Consider the following 13272-nt stretch of genomic DNA (forward strand, 5'->3'; position numbering starts at 1 on the left):
TCGTCCCTTCGGGGTTGCGAGAACACGATGAAGCACTAACTTGTGTAAATTTGATTGAATTGTATAGATTTAGTTAAGTTTATCGTATCGGTTGATGTTTCGTGTATAATACGATATTGGAGAGCATTTCCTACTATTAAGGTAGTGGAGTGAACAATGAAGATAATGGATTGAAACTTTGGAGGGGTAAAAATGAAAGTAGTAGTAGCATCTGATCACGGCGGCATGAATATCCGTAAAGAACTTGTAAGTTTATTAGAAGAGTTAAATATTGAATATATTGATTTAGGTTGTGAATGTGAAGCTGGTTCTGTTGATTACCCTGATTTTGCGTTTCCAGCAGCTGAAATGGTAGCGAATGGTGAAGTAGATCGTGGCATTTTAGTTTGTGGGACAGGCATTGGTATGTCAATTGCAGCAAACAAAGTAAATGGTATTCGTTGTGCATTAGTTCATGATACTTTTAGCGCGAAAGCGACGAGAGAGCATAATGACACGAACATGCTAGCAATGGGCGAGCGCGTAATTGGAGCTGGCCTAGCACGTGATATCGCAAAAATTTGGTTAACGACTGACTATGAAGGTGGACGTCATGAAAACCGCGTAGGAAAAATTAAAACGTACGAAACAAAATAATAGATTCTGACTATAAGTAGTATGAAATATAATTTGGTGAACCAACCTGTGAAAGGAAGAGGCGTAATGACAGAAATCGTAAAGGTAAGAGAACAGCTACAAATGTCGCTTTCTGATTTCCAAGAACAAGCTTCATTACAAAGTGGTCAAATTTTTGTAGTGGGATGTAGCACGAGCGAAGTGCTAGGGGAAAGAATTGGAACATCAGGAACGATGGAAGTGGCAGAAGCGATTTTTTCTGAGTTAAAACAATTTCAAGAGCAAACAGGTATCGAATTGGCTTTTCAATGTTGTGAGCATTTAAATCGTGCTTTAGTAGTTGAGAGAGATGTAGCGATGAAATATCAATTTGAAATTGTAACAGTTACGCCTGTTAGATCAGCGGGTGGTGCATTGGGGACATATGCGTATCACAATTTGAAAGATCCGGTAGTAGTTGAATTTATTAAAGCGGATGCTGGAATGGATATTGGCGATACATTTATCGGTATGCATTTAAAGCATGTAGCTGTTCCGGTTCGTACAAGTGTGAAGGAAATTGGAAATGCACATGTAACAATGGCAAAAACGCGTGGAAAACTAATTGGTGGAGCACGTGCTGTTTATGCGGCGAAGGAAGAAACGATTACTTGCCGTTAAATATGAAAAACTAGGAAGTCGTATAACAGCTTTGTATCGTAAGATAAAAGGTATGTTGTCTGACTTTATAATAGAAGAAAGAAAAGACCGATTTTCGGTCTTTTTTTTCTTTTATGATATAGAAAGTCATGTTAGAATGTAGTTGAAAACATGAAGGTTCGAAAGAATTACAACCTGAATTTTCGTTTTTTCTGAATAAATGAGAAAAAACTATTGGGAATCGATGTAATTCGTTCAGAAAAGGGGGATTTTGGTGGATCATTTAAAACGTCAAGATGAAAAGGTATTTGCTGCAATTGAGGCAGAACTAGGAAGACAGCGTTCAAAGATTGAGTTAATTGCTTCGGAAAACTTCGTAAGCGAGGCAGTAATGGAAGCGCAAGGTTCTGTTTTAACGAATAAGTATGCTGAAGGATATCCTGGAAAACGTTACTATGGTGGCTGTGAGCACGTAGACGTAGTAGAAGATATCGCACGTGATCGCGTGAAAGAAATTTTTGGCGCAGAGCATGTAAATGTTCAACCGCATTCTGGTGCACAAGCGAACATGGCAGTATACTTCACGATTTTAGAGCAAGGCGATACAGTACTTGGTATGAATTTATCTCATGGTGGTCACTTAACACACGGAAGCCCTGTTAACTTCAGTGGAGTACAATATAATTTCGTAGAATATGGCGTGGATGCTGACTCTCACCGTATTAATTACGATGACGTATTAGCAAAAGCGAAAGAACATAAACCAAAATTAATCGTTGCAGGTGCAAGTGCATACCCTCGTGTTATCGATTTCAAACGATTCCGTGAGATTGCTGATGAAGTTGGCGCATACTTAATGGTTGATATGGCACATATTGCTGGTTTAGTAGCAGCTGGTTTACATCCAAATCCAGTACCACACGCACATTTCGTTACAACGACAACACATAAAACATTACGCGGCCCACGTGGTGGTATGATTTTATGTGAAGAGCAATTTGCAAAACAAATTGATAAATCAATCTTCCCTGGTATTCAAGGTGGCCCACTCATGCACGTAATTGCTGCAAAAGCTGTTGCGTTTGGTGAGGCACTTCAAGATGATTTCAAAACATATGCACAAAATATTATAAACAATGCTAATCGCTTAGCTGAAGGTCTTCAAAAAGAAGGGCTTACACTTGTTTCTGGTGGAACAGATAATCACTTAATCTTAATTGATGTTCGTAACCTAGAAATTACAGGTAAAGTAGCAGAACACGTATTAGATGAAGTTGGTATTACAGTGAACAAAAATACAATTCCATTTGAAACAGCAAGCCCATTTGTAACAAGCGGCGTACGTATCGGTACGGCAGCTGTAACATCTCGTGGTTTCGGTTTAGAAGAAATGGATGAAATTGCGGCACTTATTGCTTATACATTAAAAAATCATGAGAATGAATCTGCATTAGAAGAAGCACGTAAGCGTGTAGAAGCGTTAACAAGCAAATTCCCAATGTATACAGATCTATAATAGATTGAACAAGACTGCTGAAATGTAATTGTTTCGGCAGTCTTTTTTCTTGGGCATATATCATTTTTAAAGTATGTATACAAATGATGAATAAATTTTGGCGATATAATGAAGGATACAGCTCCCATAATTGGTAAAGATACTAGATAGATTCATCGCAAAATCATGATTTTGCCAAATTTGCCCTTGAATATTAGTAGCGTTTTCTTTACAATCGTAAATAGTGTAAAAAAGCGTGTGAACGCATGAATATCATCTAAAGGAGAGATTCACATGGGAAAACTGTATGTATTTGATCACCCGTTAATTCAACATAAGATTACATATATTCGCGATAAGAATACAGGTACGAAAGATTTTCGTGAATTAGTGGACGAAGTAGCAAGCTTAATGGCTTTCGAAATTACTCGCGACCTTCCACTTAAAGACATTGAAATTGAAACGCCTGTAAGCAAAGCGACAACAAAAGTGATCGCTGGTAAAAAACTTGGTTTAATTCCGATTTTACGTGCAGGTTTAGGTATGGTTGATGGAATTCTGAAATTAATTCCTGCAGCAAAAGTAGGACACGTTGGTCTATACCGTGACCCTGAAACATTGCAACCGGTAGAATACTATGTGAAACTTCCAACGGATGTAGAAGAGCGTGACTTTATCGTACTAGATCCGATGCTAGCAACAGGTGGTTCTGCAGCGGAAGCAATTAATTCTCTGAAAAAGCGCGGTGCAAAGCAAATTAAATTAATGTGTATCGTAGCTGCTCCAGAAGGTGTAAAAGTAGTACAAGAAGAGCATCCTGATGTTGATATTTATGTAGCAGCATTAGATGAGAAGTTAAATGACCATGGTTATGTAGTTCCAGGTCTTGGTGATGCTGGTGACCGTTTATTCGGAACGAAATAAGACAACAGACGAGAGGGGGATTCCCCGCTCGTCTTTTTTTCGCCCTAAGCGAGCGGGGGAGGGGAAGATAAATATACAGGGTATATACAACATAAGTTACATACACAACACATATAATATAGAAGTCTTACGTCTAGGGAGCACTATATTATGGAAGGAAAGCGCTATATCTTAAAAACATAATAGTGACAAAGCTGTGAACATTTTCTTCTATTATAAAGAGAAAACTGTTAGAAATTGCATATCTCTAACCAGTATTTAGAAGGGGAACGTTTTCATTTTTGGGAGGAAATGACTAATACTCAAATTTTTTGATTTTTTACGATTTCTCGTTGACACTGTTAATACCCTATTGTATGCTAACAACGGGGATAGATGGTAGGGCTTTCAGTGACAAAAATACATCTATTCCGTGACGAAAATGTAAACTTTTTATTTTGTATAGAATTTATGCAGAAAAATGAGTTATTATTAATACATCGTGAATGAGGGTTACATATTGGAGGGATGAATCCTTGCAAAAAAACGATCGCAGCCATATAAAAGCATATGCTTTAATGTCAGGAATTCTTGCTCAGTTAGTCGGTTCTATTCTTATTGGAATCTTTGGTGGGCAATGGATTGATAATAAGGTTGGAACGTTTCCATTGTTTCTTATTATAGGGTTATTACTCGGGTTAGGAACAGGGATATACGCAATGATTCGACTCATTCGACATTACTATTCGGGAGAGCAATGATGATAGACGTACATGGACTTGTCCAAAGACAAAAGAAATATATGTACTACTTGCTTGCGCTTCTAGTGCTAGGATGGGGATTTACCTCTTACAAGGATGTATTTCTTGGGCTGATTATCGGAACGATTTTCAGTTTTCTTAGTTTGCGCATCATTGCACGTAGAACAGACAAGCTATTAGATCGCGTAACAAATGGAGAAAACGTGAAGTTTAAGGCGACAGCGGTAAGTACATATTCAAGATTCGCCACGATTGGGTTATTAATTTTATTTGCAGCCAAATATCAAGAGTTAATTGCGATGTGGGGCTTAGGTGTAGGATTGCTGACAGGATACCTTGTCATGATCATAGATTTTCTTTATTTAGAGTATAAGAGCAGGGAAGAGAGGTGAATTACTAGTGGAACACGGTAAATTAGTTGAATTTCTAGGTTTAACGTTCGATTTGTCATCAGTTATGATGGTTACTGTAGCAGCAGTTATTGTTTTCTTAATCGCTGTTATAGGAACTCGCAGTTTAGCCCTTCGCCCAACCGGGATGCAAAACTTCATGGAATGGGTGTTTGACTTCGTGAAAGGGATTATCAATAGTACGATGGACTGGAAAACAGGTGGACGTTTCTTAACGCTTGGCGTTACGCTTATCATGTTTATCATCGTATCGAACTTCCTTGGTTTACCATTCATGTATTCAACAGTTGAGGCTGGCGAACATATTGCATGGTGGAGATCACCAACGTCTGATCCAGCAGTTACATTAACATTAGCCGTGATGGTAGTTACCCTCACCCATTATTATGGAATTAAGATGAAGGGTACGAAAGAATACGTTAAAGGTTATTTCCAACCGATGAAATTCTTATTCCCATTAAAGGTTATTGAAGAGTTTGCTAACACATTAACGTTAGGTCTTCGTTTGTTCGGTAACATTTATGCAGGTGAGATTTTATTAGGATTACTTGCTAAGTTAGGCGGGGCATCAGTTCTTGGAGCATTAGGTGCACTTGTACCGATGTTAGCATGGATGGGATTCAGTGTATTCGTTGGATCAATCCAGTCATTTATTTTCGTAATGTTAACGATGGTTTATATGGCTCATAAAGTAAGCCATGACCATTAATATAATTTAAGTAAGAAAAAATTTATTTTTTTATAATACAAAGGAGGACAAATTAAATGAGTTTAGGTGTAATCGCAGCTGCAATTGCAATTGGTTTATCAGCATTAGGTGCAGGTATTGGTAACGGTCTTATCGTATCACGTACAATCGAAGGTGTTGCTCGTCAACCAGAATTAAAAGGCGCACTTCAAACAATTATGTTCATCGGGGTTGCTTTAGTTGAGGCACTTCCAATCATCGGTGTAGTTATTGCTTTCATCGTAATGAACAAATAAGGGAGACTCCCCTTACATAGATGGCGAAGAGTGTTTTTTGAACTTTCTTCGCCATTGCTTTATGAACGAAACGTATGTCTTTTTTTTTCATATGATCAATTTAGATATTTTGAAGGGAGTGAATCCTTGTGCCAACTTTATTATTAGGGGCTGCCATTCCATTTGGAACGATTGCTTATACATTGTTCATTTTCTTACTTCTATTAGTAATGCTACGCAAATTTGCGTGGGGTCCTTTAATGGGAATTATGAAAGAACGTGAAGAGCATGTTACTAATGAAATCGATGCTGCAGAAAGAAGTAACGCTGAAGCGAAGAAATTAGTAGAAGAACAACGTGAGATGTTAAAACAATCGCGTGTTGAAGCACAAGAGTTAATCGAAAGAGCGAAAAAACAAGCTGTAGATCAAAAAGATGTTATTGTTGCTGCTGCGAAAGAAGAAGCAGAGTCAATTAAAGCATCTGCTGTACAAGAAATTCAACGCGAAAAAGAGCAAGCGATTGCTGCTTTACAAGAACAAGTTGCTTCTTTATCTGTTCAAATTGCTTCTAAAGTAATTGAAAAAGAATTAAAAGAAGAAGATCAAGTGAAGTTAATTCGCGATTATATTAAAGAAGTAGGAGAAGCGCGATGAGCAATGGGATTGTAGCAAAACGTTATGCTGTCGCTCTTTTTAAAATTGCAAAAGAAAAACACGTATTAGAAATGTTTGAAGAGGAATTACGCCTTGTACAAAACGTTTATGTAAAGAACGGAGAACTACATAGCTTTTTAACGCAACCGAACATTTCAAAAGAGCAGAAGAAAACGTTTCTTGCAAACGTATTCGGATCTGTTTCTGAATCTATTTTAAATACGTTATATATTTTAATTGATAACAAGCGCATTGATATCTTACCTGAAATTGCAGATGAATATGTTGTTCTTGCTAATGAAGAACGTAACGTAGCGGATGCAACTGTATATTCTATTCGTCTTCTATCTGAAGAAGAGAAGCTTAACATTGCAGAAGCATTTGCAAAGAGAACGGGAAGAGATGCAATTCGCGTGAAAAATGTTGTAGATGAAGATTTACTAGGCGGCATTAAAGTACGTATTGGAAATCGCATTTATGACGGAAGTTTACAAGGCAAATTAGCACGTATTCAACGTGAATTAATGAAGAATAGATAGGGGTGAAGCACATGAGCATCAGAGCTGAGGAAATTAGCGCACTGATAAAGCAACAAATCGAGAACTATCAGTCTGAAATCGAAGTTAGTGATGTTGGTACAGTTATCCAAGTTGGTGACGGTATCGCGCGTGCTCATGGTCTTGATAACGTTATGGCTGGTGAACTTGTAGAGTTCTCTAATGGCGTTATGGGACTAGCACAAAACTTAGAAGAAAACAACGTAGGTATTATTATTTTAGGACCTTACACAGAAATCCGTGAAGGTGACGAAGTTCGTCGTACTGGTCGCATCATGCAAGTACCAGTAGGAAAAGAACTAATCGGTCGTGTTGTAAACCCATTAGGTCAACCAGTTGATGGTTTAGGCCCAATCAATACAACAAACACTCGTCCAATCGAAAGTCCAGCACCAGGTGTAATGGATCGTAAATCTGTTCATGAGCCACTTCAAACAGGTATTAAAGCGATCGATGCTCTTGTACCAATTGGCCGTGGTCAACGTGAGTTAATCATCGGTGACCGCCAAACAGGTAAAACAGCAGTTGCACTTGATACAATCATTAACCAAAAAGATGAAGATATGATTTGTATCTATGTAGCTATCGGACAAAAAGAATCAACAGTACGTAACGTAGTAGAAACACTACGTAAGCACGGTGCATTAGATTACACAATCGTTGTAACAGCATCAGCTTCTCAACCAGCTCCATTATTATACCTAGCTGCTTACGCTGGTGTAACAATGGGTGAAGAGTTCATGTACAATGGTAAACACGTATTAGTAGTATATGATGACTTATCAAAACAAGCAGCGGCTTACCGTGAGCTTTCATTACTATTACGTCGTCCTCCAGGTCGTGAAGCTTATCCAGGGGATGTATTCTACTTACATTCTCGCTTATTAGAGCGTGCAGCAAAATTAAGTGATGCAAGAGGCGGCGGTTCTTTAACTGCACTACCTTTCATCGAAACACAAGCAGGGGACGTATCAGCTTACATCCCAACAAACGTAATTTCTATTACGGATGGACAGATCTTCTTACAATCTGACTTATTCTTCTCTGGCGTACGTCCAGCGATCGATGCGGGTACTTCAGTATCTCGTGTTGGTGGATCTGCTCAGATTAAAGCAATGAGTAAAGTATCAGGTACACTTCGTCTTGACCTTGCATCTTACCGTGAGTTAGAAGCGTTCGCTCAGTTCGGTTCTGACCTTGATAAAGCAACACAAGCGAAATTAAACCGTGGTGCTCGTACAGTTGAGGTATTAAAACAAGGATTACACAAACCGTTACGTGTAGAGAAACAAGTTATCATTCTTTACGCTTTAACACGTGGATTCCTAGATGATATCCCAGTAGTAGATATCACTCGTTTCGAAGAAGAATTCCATGCTTGGTTAGATTCTAATGCTACTGACTTATTAGAAGAAATTCGCACAACTAAGAAACTTGCGGATGACGACAAATTTGCAGCAGCAATTAATGGATTTAAAAAAGTATTCGTAGCTTCTGAATAATAAATAAAAGCGGAAGCGGCTCATTCAAGTCGCTGAAGCTAGATCATATAAAAGGCATCTCAATTTCTGAGATTGCTGACGGTTATGTAAAGGAAAAGAGTAGGTGCACCTATTCTTTTCCTTCAATCATGAGCAAGAATATCTTGCAACGTAGATTAGGAAGAGGATTCTTACTAATCGTGCCAACTTCCGGAAAAAAGGTGGTGAAAACCTGTGGCATCTTTACGCGATATAAAAGCGAAGATTACCTCGACAAAGAAAACGAGTCAAATTACGAAAGCGATGGAGATGGTATCTGCATCTAAGTTAAACCGTGCAGAGCAAAATGCTAAATCTTTCGTTCCGTATATGGAAAAGATTCAAGAAGTAGTAGCGAGCATTGCGCAAGGAAGCAAAGGGATTAATCATCCAATGCTAAATGCGCGTCCTGTAAAGCGTACAGGATACATCGTTATTACATCGGATCGCGGACTAGCAGGTGGTTATAACAGTAACGTATTACGTACAGTTAGTAACGTAATTCGTGAACGTCATAATATGGATTCAAACCAATATTCTATTATTGTGCTTGGACGACTAGGACGTGATTATTTAAAACGTCGCGGCTTTAACATCATTGATGAAGTAGTTGGACTATCTGACCACCCATCATTTACTGATATTAAAGATCTTGCTTCTCGAGCAATTGCGATGTTTGCAGATGGTGCTTATGATGAGCTGTACATTTACTACAACCATTACGTAAGTAAAATTTCACAAGAAGTAACGGAAAATAAAATTTTACCGCTTACTGATGTGGCGTCTGACAAACCGACGACAGCTTATGAATTCGAACCTTCTGAAGAAGAAATTTTAAAAGTATTATTGCCACAATACGCAGAAAGCTTAGTGTACGGTGCATTACTGGACGGTAAAGCAAGTGAGCATGCGGCGCGTATGACAGCAATGAAGAGTGCTACAGACAACGCAATGGAAGTTATCGATTCACTTACACTTTCATTCAACCGTGCGCGTCAAGCAGCGATTACGCAAGAAATTACGGAAATCGTTGGTGGAGCAGCAGCGTTAGAATAGTATTAAAAAGCGGAAGCGGTTCGTTCAGAATGAGAGGGGGATAGAGCTTTTGACGTAGAGGCGATTTGTGCCTCGTAGGAAAAAGCGAAGCCACCGAACATTCTAACCGCTGGAGCTAGATTCAATAAAAAGCGGAAGCGGTTCTTTCAGGAGAACCGCGAAAGCTACACTAATAAAAAAATTAAAAGCCGACTTCTCTTAGAAAGCTGGCTAATTAAAAGAAAGCTAGGAGGGAACCCGATGAATAAAGGGCGCGTTACGCAAATCATGGGTCCGGTTGTAGACGTTAAGTTTGATGGCGGAAAGCTACCAGAAATCTACAACGCCCTTACGGTAAAACAAAGCAACGAAAACGGAGCAAGCATTAACTTAACATTTGAAGTTGCACTTCATTTAGGTGATGACACAGTTCGTACAGTTGCAATGTCTTCCACAGATGGACTTGTTCGTGGCACAGAAGTAGAAGATACTGGTAAAGCAATCTCTGTACCAGTTGGTGATGCAACACTTGGTCGTGTATTCAACGTATTAGGTGATGCAATTGACTTAGATGGTGATGTTCCTGCGGATGTACGTCGTGATCCAATTCACCGTCAAGCACCTGCATTTGAAGAATTATCTACTAAAGTAGAAATTCTTGAAACTGGTATTAAAGTAGTAGACTTACTTGCTCCTTACATTAAGGGTGGTAAGATCGGTCTATTCGGTGGTGCCGGTGTAGGTAAAACAGTATTAATTCAGGAATTAATTAACAACATCGCACAAGAGCACGGTGGTATCTCTGTATTCGCTGGTGTAGGTGAGCGTACTCGTGAGGGTAATGACTTATACCACGAAATGAGCGATTCTGGCGTAATTAAGAAAACTGCGATGGTATTCGGACAAATGAACGAGCCACCTGGAGCACGTCAACGTGTTGCATTAACAGGTTTAACAATGGCTGAACATTTCCGTGATGAGCAAGGACAAGACGTACTATTGTTCATCGATAACATCTTCCGTTTCACGCAAGCAGGTTCTGAAGTATCTGCCCTTCTTGGTCGTATGCCATCTGCGGTAGGTTACCAACCAACTCTTGCGACAGAAATGGGTCAATTACAAGAGCGTATTACATCTACAAATAAAGGGTCTATCACGTCTATCCAAGCGGTATATGTACCAGCCGATGACTATACTGATCCAGCACCAGCTACAACGTTCGCTCACTTAGATGCAACAACAAACTTAGAGCGTCGTTTAACACAAATGGGTATTTACCCAGCGGTAGATCCATTAGCATCTACATCTCGTGCGCTTTCTCCAGAAATCGTAGGAGAAGAGCATTATGAAGTAGCACGTCAAGTGCAGCAAACTTTACAGCGTTATAAAGAGCTTCAAGATATCATCGCTATCTTAGGTATGGATGAGTTATCTGAAGAAGATAAGTTAGTTGTACATCGTGCTCGTCGTATTCAGTTCTTCTTATCACAAAACTTCCACGTAGCTGAGCAGTTTACAGGTCAAAAAGGTTCTTACGTACCTGTAAAAAATACAGTTAGTGGCTTCAAAGAAATTCTAGAAGGAAAATATGATGACCTTCCAGAAGATGCATTCCGCTTAGTTGGTGGCATTGAAGAAGTTATTGAAAACGCGAAGAAAATGATGGCGTAAGGCCTTAGGAGGGACGAAGTATGAAGACATTTCCAGTCAGTATTGTAACTCCTGATGGACCGGTTTACGAAAAAGAAGTAGAAATGGTAAGTGTAAAAGCAGAGAGTGGGGAAATGGGGATCTTACCAGGTCACATTCCAACTGTTGCACCATTAAAAATTAGTGCAGTTCGTCTGAAAAACGGTGGACACACTGATTATGTAGCAGTAAGCGGTGGCTTTATCGAAGTTCGTCCAGATAAAGTAACTGTATTATCATCATCTGCTGAAGAAGCAAACCATATCGACATCCATCGTGCAAATGAAGCGAAGCGTCGTGCTGAGCAACGTATGCAAGATAAACAAGCACATGTTGACTTTAGACGTGCAGAAATGGCTTTACAGCGTGCTGTGAACCGTTTAAACGTTTCTGATATGAAATAAAAAATCCGTAAAGGCTTTGCCTTTACGGATTTTTTTATGTAGTTTATGGATAATTTTACAAAAATGGTATAATTATATTGATGCTTGTATAAGTAGAGAATGTACAACAATTTATAAAGGGGATGAATAAATGATTGGTGAAATGAAACGAGAAGCGTTGCACTCTTTAAAGGGAAAATGGGGACTAGGTGTTGGATCAACGATTTTATATTTTATTTTAAGTTATGTTGTTGCAATGGCTGCAATGCTCATACTTTTAATTCCAGGAATTATTATATTTTTCTTATTTGTTAGTGTCACTGGTTCAGTTGAAGAAGAAACGTTGTCAATTGGGGCAGGTATTACATTTGGAATTTTTTATTGCATTATGATAATTTTGAGTAATGCATCATATGGTATTACATCATACGGTTATACAAATGTATTTTTACAGATTAGTAAACGAGAAAGAGCTAGGATAGATGACTTATTCGAAGGATTTCGTGGCTTTAAAAGAATGATGAAAACGATGTGGGCGATGCTTGCGATTCTATTATATACAGGTACATGGATTCCAATGTTGCTATTAGCCTTATTCGCATTTTTTGGTGAGGAAGGGAATACGTCGTTTGCAATTGCTTTCTTCGTACTATTAGCGATTTCAATTGTTGTCATGATTGTGATGTATTTTTCTTATGCGCTGACGTACTATGTGATGATTGAAAATCCAGAATATAGTGTGTCACAGGCAATGAAAGAAAGTAAGCATCTTATGAAGGGACATAAGTTAGACTTGTTTCTTTTATGGCTTAGTTTTATAGGATGGGTTATTTTAGCGATTTTGACACTTGGAATAGGTTTTCTTTGGCTTAGTCCGTATATGAGTGCAACGACAGCACGTTTTTATCGATACATTTCAAAAGACGAATTGCAGTAAGAACATGCTATACTAATAGAATTATTGCGTATAGGAGGCTAAGTTAAGTATGATAGGTGATTTAAAAGGAGAAGCACTAGATTCATTAGAAGGGAAATGGGGATTAGCTGTCGGAGCTACACTACTCATTTCAATTCTTATCATGACTTTTAGTTTTAGTGTTGAGTTGGGAGTTTCTTCAATTTTTGGTTGGCAAGAAACAAAGGGCTCACTTTCAATAAATATTTTCACATTTTTTGTTACAGGGCCATTAACTTTAGGTGGGTATTATCTTGCTTTAAATATCATTCGTGAAAAACAAGCTAGTATCGGTAATGTGTTTGTTTGGTTTACAAAGGGAAAAAGATTTCTAAAATCATTTTTAGTATATATATTAGTGAATCTTTATCTTTTTTTATGGACTTTACTTTTCATTATTCCAGGCATTATTAAATCGTTTTCTTATGCAATGACGTATTTCATTATAAACGATCATCCTGAATATTCATTGAATCAAGCCATTACAGAAAGCCGTCGTATGATGGATGGGCATAAAATGGAGTATTTCCTTTTATGCTTAAGTTTTATTGGTTGGTTTATATTAAGTTGTATTACACTCGGGATTGGATTCCTATGGTTAATTCCATATTTCTATACAACAGCTGCAGCTTTTTACGAAGAGATTGCAGAAGAATATTATGAGAAAAAAATTCCAACAATATAAAGTGAA

General features: G+C 38.3%; 17 protein-coding genes. All 17 read left to right on the top strand.

The features are described 5' to 3' along the window. The first annotated feature begins 192 nt into the window (after window positions 1–192). The 17 genes from rpiB to MR065_RS15860 all read left to right on the top strand — a co-directional run bounded on the left by rpiB (window position 193) and on the right by MR065_RS15860 (window position 13266). Window positions 193–636, top strand: coding sequence for a ribose 5-phosphate isomerase B (rpiB, locus tag MR065_RS15780; RefSeq protein ID WP_000869917.1), 444 nt, complete (start codon window positions 193–195; stop codon window positions 634–636). Between the two features lie 48 nt (window positions 637–684). Continuing rightward, window positions 685–1275, top strand: coding sequence for a TIGR01440 family protein (locus MR065_RS15785; protein ID WP_242214319.1), 591 nt, complete (start codon window positions 685–687; stop codon window positions 1273–1275). Window positions 1276–1528: 253 nt separating this feature from the next. Then, entirely contained in the window at window positions 1529–2770 is a 1242-nt protein-coding gene (gene glyA / locus MR065_RS15790) for a serine hydroxymethyltransferase (RefSeq protein ID WP_141436272.1), read from the top strand. A 273-nt stretch (window positions 2771–3043) separates the two neighbouring features. Beyond that, entirely contained in the window at window positions 3044–3673 is a 630-nt protein-coding gene (gene upp / locus MR065_RS15795; RefSeq protein ID WP_000517536.1) for a uracil phosphoribosyltransferase, read from the top strand. A gap of 375 nt (window positions 3674–4048) precedes the next feature. Beyond that, window positions 4049–4162 carry a DUF4024 domain-containing protein gene (locus MR065_RS15800; RefSeq protein ID WP_097902984.1) on the top strand — a complete coding sequence of 38 codons (114 nt, stop codon included), beginning with the start codon at window positions 4049–4051 and terminating at the stop codon, window positions 4160–4162. Between the two features lie 26 nt (window positions 4163–4188). Further along, the gene (locus tag MR065_RS15805; RefSeq protein ID WP_001171218.1) at window positions 4189–4413 is read left to right on the top strand and encodes an AtpZ/AtpI family protein; all 225 of its coding nucleotides are present in this window, start codon (window positions 4189–4191) and stop codon (window positions 4411–4413) included. Continuing rightward, a complete protein-coding gene (locus MR065_RS15810; RefSeq protein WP_000567600.1) occupies window positions 4413–4805 on the top strand; it encodes an ATP synthase subunit I in 393 nt (130 codons plus the stop codon). The genes MR065_RS15805 and MR065_RS15810 overlap by 1 nt, the downstream gene beginning before the upstream one ends. A gap of 7 nt (window positions 4806–4812) precedes the next feature. Beyond that, window positions 4813–5532 carry a F0F1 ATP synthase subunit A gene (gene atpB, locus MR065_RS15815; protein WP_000399876.1) on the top strand — a complete coding sequence of 240 codons (720 nt, stop codon included), beginning with the start codon at window positions 4813–4815 and terminating at the stop codon, window positions 5530–5532. 56 nt (window positions 5533–5588) lie between these two features. After that, complete coding sequence (gene atpE, locus MR065_RS15820; RefSeq protein WP_000052064.1) at window positions 5589–5807, top strand: F0F1 ATP synthase subunit C; 219 nt, start codon at window positions 5589–5591, stop codon at window positions 5805–5807. A 128-nt stretch (window positions 5808–5935) separates the two neighbouring features. Next, window positions 5936–6442, top strand: coding sequence for a F0F1 ATP synthase subunit B (atpF, locus tag MR065_RS15825; RefSeq protein WP_001142618.1), 507 nt, complete (start codon window positions 5936–5938; stop codon window positions 6440–6442). Continuing rightward, window positions 6439–6981, top strand: coding sequence for a F0F1 ATP synthase subunit delta (atpH, locus tag MR065_RS15830; RefSeq protein WP_097902981.1), 543 nt, complete (start codon window positions 6439–6441; stop codon window positions 6979–6981). Before atpF ends, atpH begins: the two co-directional genes overlap by 4 nt. A gap of 11 nt (window positions 6982–6992) precedes the next feature. After that, window positions 6993–8501: a F0F1 ATP synthase subunit alpha gene (gene atpA, locus MR065_RS15835; protein ID WP_000027511.1), complete on the top strand. Its 1509-nt coding sequence runs from the start codon at window positions 6993–6995 to the stop codon at window positions 8499–8501. Window positions 8502–8714: 213 nt separating this feature from the next. Beyond that, window positions 8715–9575 (top strand): F0F1 ATP synthase subunit gamma, encoded by an 861-nt coding sequence (atpG, locus tag MR065_RS15840; RefSeq protein WP_000157703.1) that lies wholly within the window; start codon window positions 8715–8717, stop codon window positions 9573–9575. Between the two features lie 240 nt (window positions 9576–9815). Next, the gene (gene atpD / locus MR065_RS15845) at window positions 9816–11225 is read left to right on the top strand and encodes a F0F1 ATP synthase subunit beta (protein ID WP_001032589.1); all 1410 of its coding nucleotides are present in this window, start codon (window positions 9816–9818) and stop codon (window positions 11223–11225) included. A gap of 20 nt (window positions 11226–11245) precedes the next feature. After that, entirely contained in the window at window positions 11246–11647 is a 402-nt protein-coding gene (atpC, locus tag MR065_RS15850) for a F0F1 ATP synthase subunit epsilon (protein ID WP_000847215.1), read from the top strand. A 130-nt stretch (window positions 11648–11777) separates the two neighbouring features. Next, complete coding sequence (locus MR065_RS15855; RefSeq protein ID WP_242214320.1) at window positions 11778–12563, top strand: DUF975 family protein; 786 nt, start codon at window positions 11778–11780, stop codon at window positions 12561–12563. A 49-nt stretch (window positions 12564–12612) separates the two neighbouring features. Then, window positions 12613–13266: a DUF975 family protein gene (locus MR065_RS15860; protein ID WP_242214321.1), complete on the top strand. Its 654-nt coding sequence runs from the start codon at window positions 12613–12615 to the stop codon at window positions 13264–13266. Window positions 13267–13272 lie beyond the last annotated feature (6 nt).

The sequence above is a fragment of the Bacillus cereus group sp. BfR-BA-01383 genome (assembly GCF_022663495.1).
GTDB classification, from domain to species: Bacteria; Bacillota; Bacilli; order Bacillales; family Bacillaceae_G; genus Bacillus_A; species Bacillus_A cereus_AU.

What these genes read in the sequence shown, in the direction of transcription:
- rpiB (WP_000869917.1), top strand. Translation starts at nt 193, where the DNA reads ATGAAAGTAGTAGTAGCATCTGATCACGGCGGCATGAATATCCGTAAA.
- upp (WP_000517536.1), top strand. Translation starts at nt 3,044, where the DNA reads ATGGGAAAACTGTATGTATTTGATCACCCGTTAATTCAACATAAGATT.
- MR065_RS15800 (WP_097902984.1), top strand. Translation starts at nt 4,049, where the DNA reads ATGGTAGGGCTTTCAGTGACAAAAATACATCTATTCCGTGACGAAAAT.
- MR065_RS15810 (WP_000567600.1), top strand. Translation starts at nt 4,413, where the DNA reads ATGATAGACGTACATGGACTTGTCCAAAGACAAAAGAAATATATGTAC.
- atpE (WP_000052064.1), top strand. Translation starts at nt 5,589, where the DNA reads ATGAGTTTAGGTGTAATCGCAGCTGCAATTGCAATTGGTTTATCAGCA.
- atpH (WP_097902981.1), top strand. Translation starts at nt 6,439, where the DNA reads ATGAGCAATGGGATTGTAGCAAAACGTTATGCTGTCGCTCTTTTTAAA.
- atpA (WP_000027511.1), top strand. Translation starts at nt 6,993, where the DNA reads ATGAGCATCAGAGCTGAGGAAATTAGCGCACTGATAAAGCAACAAATC.
- atpD (WP_001032589.1), top strand. Translation starts at nt 9,816, where the DNA reads ATGAATAAAGGGCGCGTTACGCAAATCATGGGTCCGGTTGTAGACGTT.
- atpC (WP_000847215.1), top strand. Translation starts at nt 11,246, where the DNA reads ATGAAGACATTTCCAGTCAGTATTGTAACTCCTGATGGACCGGTTTAC.
- MR065_RS15855 (WP_242214320.1), top strand. Translation starts at nt 11,778, where the DNA reads ATGATTGGTGAAATGAAACGAGAAGCGTTGCACTCTTTAAAGGGAAAA.
- MR065_RS15860 (WP_242214321.1), top strand. Translation starts at nt 12,613, where the DNA reads ATGATAGGTGATTTAAAAGGAGAAGCACTAGATTCATTAGAAGGGAAA.